At 69.1% G+C, this 13,730-nt stretch carries 16 protein-coding genes and 3 pseudogenes; 10 read left to right on the forward strand and 9 right to left on the reverse strand.

All coding sequences use genetic code 11. From position 1 onward, the window contains the following. Window positions 1-701: 701 nt before the first annotated feature. The 3 genes from J7F03_RS03750 to J7F03_RS03760 all read right to left on the reverse strand — a co-directional run bounded on the left by J7F03_RS03750 (window position 702) and on the right by J7F03_RS03760 (window position 2,483). Window positions 702-1,103, reverse strand: coding sequence for a hypothetical protein (locus J7F03_RS03750; RefSeq protein WP_214947192.1), 402 nt, complete (start codon window positions 1,101-1,103; stop codon window positions 702-704). A gap of 432 nt (window positions 1,104-1,535) precedes the next feature. Then, the gene (locus tag J7F03_RS03755; protein ID WP_214947193.1) at window positions 1,536-1,931 is read right to left on the reverse strand and encodes a DUF2267 domain-containing protein; all 396 of its coding nucleotides are present in this window, start codon (window positions 1,929-1,931) and stop codon (window positions 1,536-1,538) included. Between the two features lie 117 nt (window positions 1,932-2,048). Next, window positions 2,049-2,483: an Hsp20/alpha crystallin family protein gene (locus J7F03_RS03760; RefSeq protein ID WP_214947194.1), complete on the reverse strand. Its 435-nt coding sequence runs from the start codon at window positions 2,481-2,483 to the stop codon at window positions 2,049-2,051. 128 nt (window positions 2,484-2,611) lie between these two features. Between J7F03_RS03760 and J7F03_RS03765 the strand changes: the two genes are divergently transcribed. The 5 genes and pseudogenes from J7F03_RS03765 (at window position 2,612) to J7F03_RS03780 (ending at window position 6,001) form a co-directional block, all read left to right on the forward strand. Next, window positions 2,612-3,301: a hypothetical protein gene (locus J7F03_RS03765; RefSeq protein ID WP_214947195.1), complete on the forward strand. Its 690-nt coding sequence runs from the start codon at window positions 2,612-2,614 to the stop codon at window positions 3,299-3,301. 140 nt (window positions 3,302-3,441) lie between these two features. Beyond that, complete coding sequence (locus tag J7F03_RS03770; RefSeq protein WP_214947196.1) at window positions 3,442-3,891, forward strand: STAS domain-containing protein; 450 nt, start codon at window positions 3,442-3,444, stop codon at window positions 3,889-3,891. Between the two features lie 274 nt (window positions 3,892-4,165). Beyond that, window positions 4,166-4,426, forward strand: a pseudogene (locus tag J7F03_RS40775) (transposase); the annotation flags it as partial. A gap of 217 nt (window positions 4,427-4,643) precedes the next feature. Beyond that, window positions 4,644-5,438: an STAS domain-containing protein gene (locus tag J7F03_RS03775; RefSeq protein WP_214947197.1), complete on the forward strand. Its 795-nt coding sequence runs from the start codon at window positions 4,644-4,646 to the stop codon at window positions 5,436-5,438. Window positions 5,439-5,671: 233 nt separating this feature from the next. After that, window positions 5,672-6,001 (forward strand): IS110 family transposase, encoded by a 330-nt coding sequence (locus J7F03_RS03780; protein WP_251071395.1) that lies wholly within the window; start codon window positions 5,672-5,674, stop codon window positions 5,999-6,001. A 447-nt stretch (window positions 6,002-6,448) separates the two neighbouring features. On the opposite strand, the gene J7F03_RS03785 is transcribed toward J7F03_RS03780, so the two are convergent. After that, the gene (locus J7F03_RS03785) at window positions 6,449-6,652 is read right to left on the reverse strand and encodes a hypothetical protein (RefSeq protein ID WP_214947198.1); all 204 of its coding nucleotides are present in this window, start codon (window positions 6,650-6,652) and stop codon (window positions 6,449-6,451) included. Between the two features lie 198 nt (window positions 6,653-6,850). On the opposite strand from J7F03_RS03785, the gene J7F03_RS03790 reads away from it, so the two are divergent. Then, window positions 6,851-7,126, forward strand: coding sequence for an isoamylase early set domain-containing protein (locus J7F03_RS03790; RefSeq protein ID WP_214947199.1), 276 nt, complete (start codon window positions 6,851-6,853; stop codon window positions 7,124-7,126). A 21-nt stretch (window positions 7,127-7,147) separates the two neighbouring features. Here the strand turns inward: J7F03_RS03790 and J7F03_RS40780 are convergent. From J7F03_RS40780 to J7F03_RS03805, 4 genes and pseudogenes are all read right to left on the reverse strand, one after another. After that, window positions 7,148-7,261, reverse strand: a pseudogene (locus J7F03_RS40780) (IS5/IS1182 family transposase); the annotation flags it as partial. An 836-nt stretch (window positions 7,262-8,097) separates the two neighbouring features. Further along, on the reverse strand, window positions 8,098-9,093 hold the full coding sequence (locus tag J7F03_RS03795; protein ID WP_214947200.1) for a pentapeptide repeat-containing protein: 996 nt from the start codon (window positions 9,091-9,093) through the stop codon (window positions 8,098-8,100). 744 nt (window positions 9,094-9,837) lie between these two features. After that, complete coding sequence (locus J7F03_RS41885) at window positions 9,838-9,969, reverse strand: hypothetical protein (RefSeq protein WP_285440387.1); 132 nt, start codon at window positions 9,967-9,969, stop codon at window positions 9,838-9,840. A gap of 17 nt (window positions 9,970-9,986) precedes the next feature. Beyond that, complete coding sequence (locus tag J7F03_RS03805) at window positions 9,987-10,427, reverse strand: VOC family protein (protein WP_214947201.1); 441 nt, start codon at window positions 10,425-10,427, stop codon at window positions 9,987-9,989. A 404-nt stretch (window positions 10,428-10,831) separates the two neighbouring features. On the opposite strand from J7F03_RS03805, the gene J7F03_RS03810 reads away from it, so the two are divergent. After that, complete coding sequence (locus J7F03_RS03810; protein WP_251071392.1) at window positions 10,832-11,038, forward strand: hypothetical protein; 207 nt, start codon at window positions 10,832-10,834, stop codon at window positions 11,036-11,038. Between the two features lie 127 nt (window positions 11,039-11,165). Here the strand turns inward: J7F03_RS03810 and J7F03_RS03815 are convergent, their stop codons facing one another. Beyond that, window positions 11,166-11,420, reverse strand: a complete 255-nt coding sequence (locus J7F03_RS03815) for a hypothetical protein (protein ID WP_214947202.1) — start codon at window positions 11,418-11,420, stop codon at window positions 11,166-11,168. A 439-nt stretch (window positions 11,421-11,859) separates the two neighbouring features. Between J7F03_RS03815 and J7F03_RS03820 the strand changes: the two genes are divergently transcribed. The 3 genes and pseudogenes from J7F03_RS03820 (at window position 11,860) to J7F03_RS40785 (ending at window position 13,283) form a co-directional block, all read left to right on the forward strand. Then, complete coding sequence (locus tag J7F03_RS03820; protein ID WP_251071393.1) at window positions 11,860-12,177, forward strand: VWA domain-containing protein; 318 nt, start codon at window positions 11,860-11,862, stop codon at window positions 12,175-12,177. Between the two features lie 88 nt (window positions 12,178-12,265). Then, a pseudogene (locus tag J7F03_RS42585) lies at window positions 12,266-13,051 on the forward strand (YaaC family protein); the annotation flags it as partial. An 82-nt stretch (window positions 13,052-13,133) separates the two neighbouring features. Then, window positions 13,134-13,283, forward strand: a complete 150-nt coding sequence (locus J7F03_RS40785) for a YaaC family protein (protein ID WP_251071394.1) — start codon at window positions 13,134-13,136, stop codon at window positions 13,281-13,283. The last annotated feature ends 447 nt before the right edge of the window (window positions 13,284-13,730 follow it).

Consider the following 13,730-nt stretch of genomic DNA (forward strand, 5'->3'; position numbering starts at 1 on the left):
GGGCGGGGGGTGGGGCGCGGAGGAGGGGGGGGGGGGGGGGGGTGGGGGGGGGGGGGCGGGCGGCGAGGTCGGCGCGTTCGTCGCCGGTGATCTGCTGGCGAGGGCCGAGAGAACGCGGCGTACGGCTTCTCCGGCTGTCCAGGACCACTTCATCGATGTCGTCGTCGTGGCCGACATCGGCGAAGGCACCGACGGCTGGAAGTTGTACGGAAGCGCGTACTCAGTCGACCTCAGGCGATACCCATGTCGAGCCCGCATGGCCAGGTGGGGCCTGAGAGCGGTCCACGTATCCGACCGGCGTCCGCGGTGCTGGTGAGCCCAGCGCACTCGCAGCTTGCCTCCGAGAGGCTCGGGGTACACCCGAGCCCTGGCAGGCCGTCACACGGCTTGCCAGGGCACATTGATCGACAGCGGCTTTGCTCCTGTGCCCACGTCAGTTCTGCGCTGCCGTATGCGGCATCGGCTGGCGCATCGGCTCATGACCGGACCGGTAGCGGTCGGTCACCTGACAGGTTGCTGCGTCCGGCTCGCCTCAGGTGTGCGACTTGGCGAAGCGGAACTCTGTGCTGTGCTTTGGGGGCCTGGCCGTCGATGGCAGGAATCGCTGCCTCGTGGGGCGGCGAGATGAGCTTCCGGGGCGTCGCGTATTGCTCCGCCCCGGGGCTGGTGCGGCAACGTCACTTTCCGACCGGTCGGATGGGTCAGGGCCGGTTGTACCGCACGCACTTGAGTGGGTTCGCGTTCGCATCGTCAACACAGACGATGACATACGCGGCCCCACCGGGCACATCCGCAGGGATTCCGATCTTGAACGGATACGTCCCGTCGCACTTGGTGCCGGTGCTACCGGCGCCGAGCTCGTTGCCAGAGGCACCGTACGCGCCGAACCACGCACTGCGGCAGCCGACGGCCCGGAGTGTTCCATCAGCCCCGACCGACCGGTTGTACCAGGTCAGGGTGCCGCGGACGTAGCTGGCCCCGTACGTAACGTCGAAAGCGGTGGTCGGGTAGGCGGCGGTCTGCGCGCCGGCGGCGGGAGCGCCCAGCAAGGTGCCCGCGGTCAGCACGACGGAACCGACGGCGGCAGCGAGATGAGTCTTCATGCGACCTCCAGAATGGGATGAGCCGGTTGCGGCTTCCCATCCTGGGCGGGTCGGCCACCCGCGGTCCACCTCTTAGGTCACGGCTTAAAGGGCGGCGGGACGGCAGGCGCGGCGCCTCGCGCACCTCGGCACGAGTGTCCGGTGGCACCCGAGCAGGGCGACGCCGCGCCCACTGGTCTGACGCCGCGGTGCCCTCGGGCCTCACGGTTCCGTCAGGGCACCGGTCCGCAGCAGGGCCAGCCCGAGGGGGGGGGTGATGAGGTGCAGCGCGGACCCGCCTCGGCGGCTGGTGGTAATGAGGCCCGTGTTCCGCAGCACGGTCGCGACCGGCAGTAGGGCACCGCAGCCAGGGGGCGCCCCGTGGCGGCCGGGTGCCCGGGGCGGGTGGAGTTGCCCAGGGTGGGCGAGGCCCAGCGCGCCGTACCGCCGTGGTCAGTTGTGTTGGGGCCGGCCGAAGAGGAGGTCGTAGCCGGGCGGGAGCTGGAGCAGGAGGCGTTGGGTGAGGTCGTCGCCCGCGGCGTCGGCGACGACGCTGAGTACGGCGCTGACGTCCCATGTCGCTGTGGCGCGCGAGGCGCCTTCGATCCAGGCCGCGGTCGCCCGCACGAACCGGTCCGTGGTGAGTGGTTCGCTCGCCCGGAGTGGGTTGAGCAGGATGAGTGCGTAGGCCTCGGGCAGGCGGGCTGCGAGCTGGGCCCGGTCGGTGCCGACGAGGTGGGCGCCGAGAAGGGCCAGGACGATGCGGGCCGCGCGGTCGGCTTCCTCGACAGTGATGTATTCGCCGCGTTCCTGGACGTGTTCGAGGAACGCTTCCCGGAGCAGGGTCATTGCTTCATGCCTCCCTCGGTGACGTGACGCGAAGGGGGCGGAGGACGGGATGCCGGGGGGAGGTGCTCTCCCGTCCTCCGCCGCTCGGACCGGCTGGGCCGGGCGCCTTAGCCGGCTTCAGCCGGAGATCTGCTTGCGGTCGCCCGCGCCGCTGATGGAGATCTTGCGGGGCTTGGCGCGTTCGGCGATCGGGATGCGCAGGGTGAGGACACCTGCGTCGTAGTCCGCCTCGATGTTCTCGGTGTCGAGGGTGTCGGCCAGCATGATCTGGCGGGAGAAGACGCCCAGGGGCCGCTCGGAGAGTTCCATCTGGACCCTTTCGGCCTTCGCCGTGGGGCGCGGTTCGGCCTTGACCCTGAGCTGGTTCCGCTCGACGTCGATGTCGATCGCGTCGGTGCTGACGCCCGGCAGATCGAAGGCGATCACGTACGTGTCGCCCTCCCGGTACGCGTCCAGCGGCATCACCGACGGCTTCGACCAGGTCCCGTTCGGGCCGACGAGCTGCTGGGTGATCCGGTCGAGTTCGCGGAACGGGTCAGTGCGCATCAACATCGCGAAACACCTCCAGTTGGTTGCGGCAGAAACTGCCAATGCGCTTCAACGTGTTTCCGTTGTAACATGTCATCCAAATGATGACAACTATGGTGTCGCCTGATGGATGACATGGCTGAGGAGGGCTCATGACCGCAGCTGAAAGACCTGTGACAGGGACACCCAACGGTCCGGGGCCGGTCTCATTCCTCGCCGCCGCGGACGCACTGAGGAACATCGAGGCCGCTGTACGCGAGGCGGCCGGCGCCGGCCCGGGTGCCGGGCCCGCGCCGATTGCCGGGCCGGGGGAGGGGCCGCAGCACGTCCTGGCCTCGCTCCTGCTCCTGCGCGAGGTGCGCGAGGAACTCGCCGGGTGGGAGAGCGGCCTGATCGAGACCGCCAGGGCGGCCGGTGCCAGCTGGGCCGATCTTGCCGAACCCCTCGGAGTCGCCAGCAGGCAGGCCGCCGAGCGCCGGTACCTGCGCCTTCGCCCCGGAGTGGAGGATGGTTCCACCGGCGAACAAAGGGTCCAGGCCGTCCGTGACCGGCGCGCGGCCGACCGCAGCGTCACTGCCTGGGCCCGCGAGAACGCCGCCGCGCTGCGGCAGCTGGCCGGCCAGATCACGGGACTCACCGATCTCTCTCCCAGCGCGGGCGGCAGGATCAGCGAGCTCAGCGACGCGCTGGGTCACCACGACGCGGCCCGTCTCCTGGACCCACTGTCAGCCACCCACAAAGACCTGCACCCAGGCCACGGAGACCTCGCCCACCGCGTCGACGCCATACGCGAACACACCCGACGCCTGCGCGACCACAGCGACCAGCAACGCGGCACATGAGCGAGCCGGCCAACAGGTCTCCACGTCCGCGGGGAAGCCGGCGGGGGAGATTTGGGTAGGGCCCGACATGGAGAAGCGGTACAGCTGCCCCGGAGTGTCACAACAGGGGCGGGGCGAGCCGGTTCTACCAGGGAGTAGTCATGGGATCCTTCGAATCGACGGTCGAGGCCATCGGGGGAGCGGCGGTCGTCACCCTGGAAGGGGACGTCGACTCCGCCGTGCAATCGGATCTGAACCTGTTGGTGGACTCCCTGCCGGCACGTGCGGCGGTGGTCCTGGACATGAGGGGCGTGTCCTTCATGGACCTGACCGGCCTCCACTTCGTCCTCACCCTGCGGGAACGCAGTCGAAAGACGCGTACTGCTCTCCTGGTCACCGGACTGAGGCCGCAGCCGCAGCGTCTGCTGTACCTCGCGGGCGAAGTCGGCGCCCTCAACCCCCACCGGCTCGCGGACGAATTCCGCGCAGCTCATCAGACACGCGCCCACCTCGCGCGTCTCCTCGGCGAAGAGCGGGCTAGGAAGGCAACCGGGGCAGCGTTGGACCTCAGCTACCACAGGGCCCCCGCGCGGCGTTGCGACGAAGGCTGAGGTCCCCATCCCCTCAGCGCGTCCACGACGAAATGGCAGTCCAGCACGGCTGCGTCATCCTGCGCGCACGGCCCGGGCAGCCGCCGCCCCCCGGACCGCGGGTGACGTCCGCGTAACCACCCCCGTACTTAGTCCCGCCCGGGTACGTGTCGGAAGACTTCAGATTGTGAGCGGTCGGCGACATGGGATGCGTCAGTGGCTTTTTCTCTCCTCGCCATCTTGTCGCTGTCCCGTTTGCAGTTGCTGGGTGCGCTGTTCGTCCGAGGGCACATTGCGGCTGCCTGTTCCTGACCGGGCGGCACTCGCTGGCGTCATGTACGTGCTGCGGGCGGGTGTCGCATGGCGCGATGTCCCCCCGGAGACTGTGGGCTGCCCGGGGGGACAGCCTGGCGCCGACTGTACGACTGCACGACTGGACGGAGGCAGGCGTCTGGCCACGCCTACACACCGCTCTGTTGGCGAGCTTCGCCACGCCGACCTGCTGGACCTGGACGAGTGCTCCGTGGACGGGTCGCACGTCCGGGCTCTCTCAGGGGCGCTGGGGGCTCAGGCCTGCGACCTGCAGTTGTCCCACACGACGAGGATCGCGTTGTGCTTGTCCTTGTCCAAACCGGCGGGAATCTTCCCCTGAAGGTACTTGGGGCGCGGATACCCGCCCTCGTTGAGCGCTCGCCAGGTGTCCGCGACGGCCACCAGGTGGTGGCCCCGTGTGCGGGTCAGGCGGAGGGGCGGCTGGGGACGAGGCTGAGCCCATGGCCGCCAAGCTGATCGTCTATCCGCCAGACGAGGAGGGGTGGCGCCGGGTGCGCTACGACAGCGTCGCGATCGGGGTCGCGTGCCGCCCGGCCGACATCCGTGTCTTCCTTGCCACGGCCGGGCTGGAGAACGCCGAGGACGTGGACCTCACCGACCCCGACCTCGTGGAGTGGCGCGGCGCCGGCCCCGAGGGCGTGGGACCCCTCCCCTTGAAGCACCCCGGGCCGGCCCCGTTCCGGAGGGGCGGGCTTGCGGACGGCCCCTCAGCAGCGCGACCATCGACTGGGGCCGTCGCGTGCCCGGATCCGAGCGGGCACGCATCAAGCCCCCCGGTCGCGGCGAGGTGGTACGACATGGACTTCCGCATGATGATGAGGCGCTACGGGCCGACCGTGCACCTCTCCCCGGCCGGGGAGCTAGACCTGGAGACCAGATCCGCCCTCGACGAGGTGCAGGCCGGCCTCGACGGCGTCACCGTGGTGGCCTGCGACATGCAGCGCCTGACGTTCATGGACGTCACCGGCCTGCACGCCCTGACCGCCTTCGTCCGCCGTCTCGACGGGCGCGGCATCGCCTTCTTCGCCTACAACTGGCAGCCGCAGCCGCGTCGCCTCCTGGACCTCATCGACGCCCTGTACCCGCCCGCGGACCGCAACGGAAACCGCAGCGGTCCCACCCAGCTGCTACGCCGCTCCCTGCGTGACTCCGCCGTATCCCACCGCGCCGCCGGGGCGGCCCGAGCGCGGGAAGCCGCTCCGCGCAGGGCCGCGGCCGTGCGGTCGCACAGCTAGGCGCGGGGCAGCCATCCGGCAGCGAAGTCCGCGCGGTCCCGTGCGCGCTGTGCCCGGTCCTCGAGGAGCCGGCGGAAGCCTGCGCGTACCGCTCCCCGGCGGTCGAGCACCGCATGACCGTCCGGGCCCTGAGGTCCACCGCTCAGCGCGTCCAAACCCTGCAGGCCGAGGCCAAAGACCTTGAGGGCGAGATCCTCACCCTCGTGCGACAGATGGCTCCCGAGCTCCTGGACATGCTAGGGGTCGGCCCGGTCACTGCTGCCCAGATCCTGGTGAGCTGGTCGCACCCCGGCCGATTCCCCTCAGAGGCGGCCATCGCTTCGTTCGCCGGCGTGGCGCCGATCCCCGCGTCCTCCGGGCGGACCAACCGCCACCGGATCAACCGCAGTGGCGACCGGCAGCTGAACCGCGCCTTACACACGATCACGCTGATCCGGATGCGGCTGGACCGGTCACGAAGGCCTACATCGCCCGCAGGATCGCCGAAGGCAAGACGACCCGTGACGCGCAACGCTGCCTCAAACGCGCAGTCTCCCGCCAGCTGGACGGGCAGCGGCTCCTGATCGCCTGTAGCCCTGAACATCTCGCCGAGCTGCAGCAGCAGTACCGCCCGCGGCCTGTCGTCAACGCCGAACTCTGGGTCCACAAGATTATCCGGGCCCGGCTTCAGCACCCCGAAGGCCTCAGCAACGAGCAGCTCGCGAAGGAGACCGGGCTCAGCCTCATCCAGCTCGAAGCCGCCGCCACCTGGGCCATCACCCGCCCCCGTCGAGATCGTCCTGCCCGACACGGACGAGGACGACTGAGACGAAACCGGCGTTCCCCGGCGGCGGGCGGCTGGGGCGTGTTCGGCGACGTGCCGGGAGACCGCGTCGACGGCGGCCACTGCTGCAGATGGAGTCATGCCGGTTCGGGGCTCGGGGCGCGCACATGACAGGACCCGGCCGGTGTGATGGTGACTTCGGGGTCCGGCCGGGTCCTGTGTGCGTGGGCGTGACGGCTCGGGCGGGTCAGGCCTTGTCGTCGCGCGTCTCGTCCTCATCGCGCTCGCGCTGCATCTCGTCCTGGCGGCGCGGCTTGGGTTCCTCGAGGCTCTTGCCCCGGGCGGCCTCGCCTGAGCCGGGGTGGATGGGGTCCTGACCCTCGCCGTGCGGGCGTTGCTGCTCCTCGCGGCCCTTGCCCGGCTCCTGGCGCTTGTCCTTCATACCGCCCATGACGGCGACTCCTCTGTGATGCGTGACGGATTCCTCCACTTCACACTGACACTCAAGGTGACATTCCGCACCATTTATGTCACTGAGCGTGGTGGGTGGGTGATGGTCGGACGCGGGTGGCGGCGTCGGCGTGCGACCGGCTCTTCCGCCGCCGACGATGTGCCCGTACCCCCATCCGCTGCCGTCAGGAGCTCACTCATGCTGGAGCGCACGCTGCGCAAGGACCGCACCGCGGTCACCTTCGTCCTGCCCGCCGACACTCCGCCGGGCCCGGTCAGCGTGGTGGGCGATTTCAACCACTGGCAGCCCGGCACCCACACTCTCAAGCCCCGCAAGGACGGCAAGCGTGCCGTCACGGTCGAGCTACCCAGCGGAACCACCCAGACGTTCCGGTACCTGGCGGCCGGCGACTACTGGTTCAACGACGACAGCGCCGGCGACCAGGACGGCTCCAACAGCCGCCTTCACACCTGAAGCCGCAGGTTCGTCCCGTCGCTGCCCGGGCTTGAGCCGTCGGCGGCTGGGGCGGGAGCGGATGGGCGGTATGCCCCGGACGAGGGGCCCAAGGGCCTGGCTGTCGTGCAGGCTGGCCCCCCAGATTCCGACGTTCGAGATCACCGGTTAAACGAATAGCTAACCGCCCCCCCAGCGGACGTTGCGGGTGCAAGCGGTGTGCCCGGCCATGCGCGTCATAGGCCGGGTGTCACTTCGCTTTCCAGGTGAGACCGAGTCCGTAACTCCCCAGTCGGACCAGAAGCTCAGCCAGGGTTACGTAGTGCCGACCGGCCTGGCTGCCCGAGTGCGGGGCACCATCCCGCCAGGCCGCAAAAGAGGCCATCTGCATCGTGGATGGCGTTTCAGTCATCGGCTCAGCACCCTGCTCCGATCTCGGGGAGTCATTTTCAGCTCCTCCATTGTCTTAGTCACACCATCCGAACGAACCGGAGTGAACCCCCTGTGTCCGCACTCCGGGGGTCACCTCGGGCCATCTCAGGTCCGCAGCGGTCCCACGACGTGTAGGACCTGGTAGTTCGGCCAGCAGTGGTGCCGTCCGCGGGGCCGAAAGCGGACCGGTCGGGCCTGGTTGCAGGTGGAGGGCAGCAGAGAGGGTCAGGGGAAGTTGTGTCATGAGTCAAACAGGTGAAGCGCTCGGTGTTCCGCGCCGGCTCGCGCAGCACCAGCTCCGAGCAACCCCTCCTGCGCGGTGAGCAGGAGGGCAAGCCTGAGTGCGTTGCACTGTTCGCATTCTTCCGTCCAGGCGGGTACGAGCTCCAAGTGGTGGTTGGCAACATGCCGTGCGAGACGTACCCGGGGATGAGGCGATGCGCAGGTACGGTCGGATGTGCCGCTGTGTTCGCCTGCGTATTCCCGTAGGCCCCGGTGGAGATGGGCACACTTGGCGCAGCGGGCTGGCAGGGGTGACTCGGCCGGACGATTGTCGACGCTCATTCCAGGACGGTAGCCGCCAACTTCCACAGAGGCTTCGGGCCACAACGACACAACGCCCCCGAGTAATCAGACGGTCGCGAGCCCGTTACTGCGGATGTGGGGTGTACCAGGCCGTTCGCCGATGGGCCGGGTGGAGCTGCTGTGTCAGGCCCGGGTGCGTACATGGGGGAGGGCGACGTGATCTGGCTCACTGCCCGCCGTCGCCGGATCCTTGAGGTGGTCGGCAACACATGGCCGCCCACGGCACGGGTTCGGCCATGCGTGAGCTTGGGCCGATGGTGGGGCTCTCCAGCACGAGCAGCGTTTGCCCACCAGTTGGCGCAGCTGGAACGCGGCGGGTTGCTGGTGCGCGCGGGCCGGCCGGGGGTGGAGTACGGCCGAGCTGACGGGTACGGCGATGCGCCGGCTCGCCGCGTCGCGGTAAGCCCTGCCGCCCCCGGCCCATGTGCCGTTGCGCCGTCCGGCGCCCTCCATCGGGCCGTGACCCCGCGCGGGGCCAGGTCCGCGCCGCCCAGTGTCGCGTCGTACAGGAGCGCGCCGCGCAGATTCGCGTTGTGCAGGTCCGTCCTGTCCAGGTTGGCGTTGCTCAGATCTCCACCGGCCAGTTTGGCTCTAGGCAGGTCGGCTTCAAACAGGTCGACGCGCGTGGTGCCGTCATTGCGACTGTCTCTGGATGTGAGAACAGTGAGTGCCGCGGTGACGTCGCTGTTCAGGCGCGTCTTACCATCCCCTGGCTTCGGTTTCTTGCTGTGGGAACGGAGGAATGATGAGAGTACGTCGATCACGGTGGCCTGGTCACGCGGAGAGTCCTTCATGAGGCGTTGGAGAGCGTAGACGCCACCGAGGCGTACATCTTCGGAGCCCTTGTTGCCGAGGTTCTCGACGGCAGCGGTATACCGCTCGGTGATCTGTTCTTCGCGGGCAAGGGCCTGCTCGCTGTTGACCTGTGTGATCGATTTCCAAGTGAAGCCGACAACGGCAATTGCGCTCAAGGCCGCCAGAAGGGTGGCGGCCCGCTCCAACCGCGTCAACCAGGCCGTACGCTCGCGGGGCGCCGCGCTGGTGGCCGGCCTGCCGGAGATGGCAGGCGGCCGTTCGCCTGCCCGGCGGCGCTGCCCGCGCTGCCTCGACCCCAACGGAGCGCGGGCGCGGGACGGTGTTCGCCGCCGTCTCCGGGCCGCGATCTGATGCAGCTGCTTGCTGCGCGCTCCGGCCCGGGAGGCCCCCGTCGCAGCCATATGGCTATTTGACCTAGCTGGTACCAGTTGCGCGCGTCGAGACAGCTGAAGGTGCAGAGAAGTCATCGAACGTGTTGTCGATATGGGGTCGGCGGGAATCCGCTCTGCTCGGAGTGTCGAGCACGGCCGCTGGCGTCGCTGCGTAAGCCGATCCACCCGGGAGCCTGATCGGCAGGGCTTTGTGGGCGCGCCCGTCGTGCCCTGCGGCCTGCGTGGGGACAGGCTGTGGCTGCCAGGTTCGGAGCAGGCGGTGAAGGAGGCCATCCCGAGTGGCTCTGTTCCCTCCCTTCGAGCCGATGCTCGCCCAGGCCGCCGCGTCCGTCCCCGGCTCCGGCGTCCTGGCGAGCGGCTTCGCCGCGGAGCAAATGTTCGATGGTTCTCCAGACATTCAGATGTGTCTCACCTACTGGTGCCGTCGTTTCAGGAGCCTGTGCGCGAGGGTGGCCACGGGAGTTTGGGCGCGTTCTTCGTCGTACACATGACGAGGTGCGACCTGTCTCAGGTGAAGGCGATCGGTACGTTGCGCGGGGTTCTGTCCTTGGCGACGTAGGCCAGGCGGGTCACGTCACGGGCTGGCAGCTCCTGGCTGATCGGGCGGTTCAGAACCTTGATGATCTCGTTCGGCTGCATGGTTCGGTTCCTCCTTCTCAGCGCAGTTGCTCGGCCAGTCCGACGATGATGCCCTCCGGGCCGCGGATGTAGCAGAGCAGATAGCTGTCCTCGAACCGGGCGATCTCGCCGACGAGTTCGGCGCCGTGGGGGCGCAGGCGGGCAACGGTGTCCTCGATGTCGTCGACGGCGAACATGACGCGGTGCGTGCCCAGAAGGTTGTGCGGCCGGTTGCGCGGCCCGGCGCTGATCACCGCGGGGCTGCGGTACTTCGCCAGCTCGAGCCGGCTGTGACCGTCCGGGGTCCGGACCATCGCTATGTCACAGCGGACGCCGTCGAGTCCGGTGCACTGGTCGGCGAAGAGGCCCTCGACCTCCGCCCTGCCCTCCAGCTCCATACCGAGTTCCACGAAGAACGCGATGGCGGCGTCCATGTCCTCGACGACGATGCCGACGTTGTCCATCCGCTGAATCGCCATGCTGGTTTCTCCTTCTTCCTCGTGCGGCCGGTGGTGGCCGCTGATGTTCCTGGGACGGAGCCGGTGGCACGTTCTCGACATCCTCAGACCGCCGAACTCCGAAAAATCTGGATCGCGCCTCAGCACCGCTACAGCAGACCCGCGAGCCAGGCGCCACCACCGAGGGTGAGTGCGGCGCAGGTGGCCGCTCCCATGAAGACGATCAGCCGCAGCGTGCCGTCCCCGCATTTCAATGCGTCCTCGACGATTCGCAGCGTGCGCGCTTGAGCATTGCGCCCCCCAATCAATTCACGGTGCCGGGTCACCCTTGGCGGGGGGCGGGTGGAGTTCCCCGTGCCGCTCGCCCTCGCCGCACCCGTCCAGGCCCCGCCGCCCGGCGCGAGCTCGGGGCCGCGCTGGAGGGCGTGCGGTTCGCGGCGGCGTGGTGGAGCCGCGACGTTCTGGACTCGGTGCTGGTCCGCCCGGATCTGGTGGCGGAGGTGTGCGCGGACCGGGCGGTGGACCGGGGCAGGGTCTTCCGGCATCCGCTGCGGTTCAAGCGGCTGCGTCTGGACGTGAGCGTGGAGGATGTTCCCCGGTTCGGTCAGGGGCCGGCTGCGGCGGCTGGCTGAGAGAAGAGGGGGCTGGTCGGTGAGGTGCTGCGGTGGTCACCCAGGTTTTGGGTGACCACCCGTGAAGGCGGGGTGTGGTCGCTGGGGTATGGCGTCACGGTTGCTGTTGAGGGGTGGGTGGTTGCTGTCACAGGGTGCTGTGGACGGTGTGGCTGCCCCATTTTTGGTACATGTAGCCCATCGTGGGTATCGGGTACCCTGCATCTCCGCCGCCGCCGCCCTCCAGGAGGCTCTTCCCCTCGTACTCGCCGTCCGCTGTGATGGCGGTGGCGGGGTGCGTTGTGGGGGTGGCGCTGGCGGTGGTGGACAGGGAGGCGCCTCCTGCGGCGAGGGCGGTCGATGCGGTGAGCAGGACAAGACGGCGGGTCCAGGTGCGGTTCACGGGAGGTACTCCTCTGAGACGGGTGCTCGGGCGTTTTGGGGGTGGAATGTCGGCCGGATCGGGCCGTGGGTGCTGTGTGCGGATGATGCGGGTGGGCTGCGTATTCCGTGTGAGCCTGTACTTCTATTCAGCCCGAGCGGGCGAAATGTGTCATGCCGCTGCATGTCGGGGCTTGACAGTTTCCCCGGGGAGCCCCTAAGCAGGCCTGTCACGCCCTGGCCGGGCTCGGCGTCACGCAGGCCCACTGAACTTGCGGAGGTGCACCGAGGGCGTCCGTGCCCGCAGGACCGCCTGCCCGCCGCCCAGGGTGGAGGCGGCCGCGGACTTCGGCGGCGGGGTATTCCCGGCGGGCGCCGGTGCGGGTGGCTCGGTGGGCGTTTGGTCCGGGTCGGGTTCCGGCCCGGCTTCGGGGGTGTGGGGGCGTCCTCATTCGGAAGCCATGCGTCGAGCGGTCGGGCACTACCAGGAGAGCGGCGCCGCCGACCCGGCCTTCGTGATCGTTCAGGTCGGGGACGAACCATGGGACAAGGCTGCGTTCCGCTCACTGCTCCAGAACACGGCGACACTGGGTGTGTTCTGGCTCTTTGTCGGCTTCGGCCGAGGCAAGCTTGCGTTCTTCAAGAACTTGAATGCTTCAGCGTCGGCCACATTTACCAACGTCGGCTTCTACGATGCGAGCAAGAACCCAGGTTCCGTCCCTGGCGACAAGTTCTACAACGGCCTGGTGGAGTGCTTTGGCGCCTGGATGGGGCGGTAGACAAGGCGGCCCTCAGCCGACGCAGCTGCACCCGGGCTGTTGGGTCAGATTCCGCTCCAGCCGCAAGCTGTACAGGTAGCGTCCCTCCATGCACATACAGGCGGTTTCCGACGTGGCGTGGCAAAAGCTCCGGGCGAGTCGGTCCGAGCCGCCCGGCAAAGCGCAAAGTGGAGGCCGGTGCAAGACCTACCGGGCAGCCCTGGAACAGGCCGAGCAGTTGTTCCGCGCAGCCGCGGTGGTGGGCCCGGCGACCCGGCCTCTGCTCACGTTCTACGGGCTCAGCCAAGCCGGCCGCGCGATCGCGGCGGCGGCGGTCGGTCTCAGTGGTCAGGAATGGGTACTGGGCGGGCACGGTATCCACGCCAGCGGCTTCGACAAGCCCTTCGCGGATATAGAGATCCGCACCGACCAGGCATCCTCACGCGCCAGCTTCGCAAGGCTGAGCCGTCTGCTCAACTCTCCTCTGTGGGGAGCCCACCCGCTGCGCCTCGAAGATGCCTGGGACTCCCTCCCGGTCAACGCCGGCAGGCCACTGACCGGGAGGAAACAGCATCCCGCCCTGTACGCCGACGGCGATGGTATCCAGGGGCCCCACCCGCTGCTGCATATAGCCGTCTGCGGCATCCCGGACTGGGTCATCGACGACGGCACAGCCCAGACCCTGGCCGCGTTCCTCACGAAGTACCCGGGCCTGGCCCAGCTCCACGACTACGTGCGCCAAACCCTCAGCCCTGGCGGCACCCCCGACTTCCACCGCCCCGGTCAAGGCGCAGGACAGCTCGCGGTGAGCTGGCTCATCCCCCAAGGGCCCGAACCCGCTGAGCAGCGCCTCGACTATCTGCGCAGCCTCACCCGGGCAGACGGTCGCCGGCGGTGGTTCCTGCCCGCGCCCCCTCCGACCATAGGCGAACCGCACCTCCTGATGGCTTGGTGGTCCCGTCCTCTACCCGCTCTCGATGCTGGTCCGCTACGAGCCAGCCGCATGGGCCCGCCTCATCGCCGTGGACAACAATCAGCATGCCGTTCTGATCGAGGGCCTTCTGCAGCACGCGATCGACCACCTACCCGCGCTGGTTGTCTCCGCCATCGAGGCAGTGTCCTGCTGAGCTGCACTTTCCCGCCCTCTGCTACCGCGACGTACTGCTCGCCTCCCCGGCAGGGCCCGACATGGCCGCCGCGATGGACCGCCCTGGCCGGCCAGGGCGTGGACGTGACCCGGCTGCTCACCGACGCGCGCGCCGCGGGGGCCGCCGCAGTGGGCGGCGGCGCCCACAGATCGCGGACCTCGGCGGTGCACGCGGCCGAGACCTCGCCGACGGCTGGTGCGCTGGCCACGGGTGCCGAGGCGCCTTCCGGCCGCGGAGGCGGGAGCAGGGCGGGAGCCGGCGGCGGCCCGGGAGCCGGAGCGTGCCCGTGTGCGACCCGCTCCGGCCCCGGCCCCGGCGCCCGCTCTGGTGGTGGTTTCCGAGGATGCGCGCCGCTACTGGAACCGTCCAACATGGAGACCATTTCGACCCTGGGCCCCGTGATGAGCTAGCCTCGATCGTTCATGA

This window comes from Streptomyces sp. ISL-43 (genome assembly GCF_018614195.1).
Lineage (GTDB): Bacteria > Actinomycetota > Actinomycetes > Streptomycetales > Streptomycetaceae > Streptomyces.

Bases quoted from the DNA above. Each gene is read 5' to 3' on its own strand.
- J7F03_RS03750 (WP_214947192.1), bottom strand. From the start codon at position 1,103: ATGAAGACTCATCTCGCTGCCGCCGTCGGTTCCGTCGTGCTGACCGCG.
- J7F03_RS03755 (WP_214947193.1), bottom strand. From the start codon at position 1,931: ATGACCCTGCTCCGGGAAGCGTTCCTCGAACACGTCCAGGAACGCGGC.
- J7F03_RS03760 (WP_214947194.1), bottom strand. From the start codon at position 2,483: ATGTTGATGCGCACTGACCCGTTCCGCGAACTCGACCGGATCACCCAG.
- J7F03_RS03765 (WP_214947195.1), top strand. From the start codon at position 2,612: ATGACCGCAGCTGAAAGACCTGTGACAGGGACACCCAACGGTCCGGGG.
- J7F03_RS03770 (WP_214947196.1), top strand. From the start codon at position 3,442: ATGGGATCCTTCGAATCGACGGTCGAGGCCATCGGGGGAGCGGCGGTC.
- J7F03_RS03775 (WP_214947197.1), top strand. From the start codon at position 4,644: ATGGCCGCCAAGCTGATCGTCTATCCGCCAGACGAGGAGGGGTGGCGC.
- J7F03_RS03780 (WP_251071395.1), top strand. From the start codon at position 5,672: ATGCTAGGGGTCGGCCCGGTCACTGCTGCCCAGATCCTGGTGAGCTGG.
- J7F03_RS03785 (WP_214947198.1), bottom strand. From the start codon at position 6,652: ATGGGCGGTATGAAGGACAAGCGCCAGGAGCCGGGCAAGGGCCGCGAG.
- J7F03_RS03790 (WP_214947199.1), top strand. From the start codon at position 6,851: ATGCTGGAGCGCACGCTGCGCAAGGACCGCACCGCGGTCACCTTCGTC.
- J7F03_RS41885 (WP_285440387.1), bottom strand. From the start codon at position 9,969: ATGCAGCCGAACGAGATCATCAAGGTTCTGAACCGCCCGATCAGCCAG.
- J7F03_RS03805 (WP_214947201.1), bottom strand. From the start codon at position 10,427: ATGGCGATTCAGCGGATGGACAACGTCGGCATCGTCGTCGAGGACATG.
- J7F03_RS03820 (WP_251071393.1), top strand. From the start codon at position 11,860: ATGCGTCGAGCGGTCGGGCACTACCAGGAGAGCGGCGCCGCCGACCCG.
- J7F03_RS40785 (WP_251071394.1), top strand. From the start codon at position 13,134: ATGCTGGTCCGCTACGAGCCAGCCGCATGGGCCCGCCTCATCGCCGTG.